The sequence below is a fragment of the Mesorhizobium sp. M4B.F.Ca.ET.089.01.1.1 genome (assembly GCF_004022605.1).
Taxonomy (GTDB): Bacteria; Pseudomonadota; Alphaproteobacteria; order Rhizobiales; family Rhizobiaceae; genus Mesorhizobium; species Mesorhizobium abyssinicae.
Map to the genome: position 1 here is coordinate 1 of NZ_RZOS01001307.1, position 516 is coordinate 516.

1 pseudogene is annotated in these 516 nt (G+C 58.1%); it reads left to right on the forward strand.

The window, feature by feature from the left end:
• Positions 1-245 precede the first annotated feature (245 nt).
• Positions 246-516: pseudogene (locus EN780_RS37290) on the forward strand (O-antigen ligase family protein); the annotation flags it as partial.

The window sequence follows — 516 nt, forward strand, 5'->3', positions numbered from 1 at the left end:
TTACAGCCGGTTGGGGGGCGCGGCGGCATTGCACTATCGGATACCGGAGCCAGCGGCTATACCGGTTCGGGAAAAGGGTGCAAGAGCATGATAGCGGGAACCTTAGAACGATCGGTTCACAATCTGGAAGATTGCGAAACAAGGCTTTGAACCCGTTCATATCGCTCCCGCGGCATCTCACACCCGCGCAGATAATTGTCTACTTCTCCATCGCCTGTTTCTTTTCGCCACCTGTGCTGGGATCGGTGGTGAGCTTCGTCTTTCATGGCGGCGCACTCTGGTCGGTGGTGCTGCTGGCAGCCAAGCGGCGGCGCTTCAATGTCGACCGGCCGATGCTTGCCATGACCATTGCGATCTATGCCTACTGCGCGGCTATGGTCTCGGCCTCGATCGTCAACGGTACGCTGCGGGCTGACGTCGCGTATTTCCTGCCGCTGATCACCTTGCTGTTCTTCCCGATCTCCTATTCGACCTGGAGCATCATCGATAAGGCCAGCCTTGCGCGCATTGCTGTGG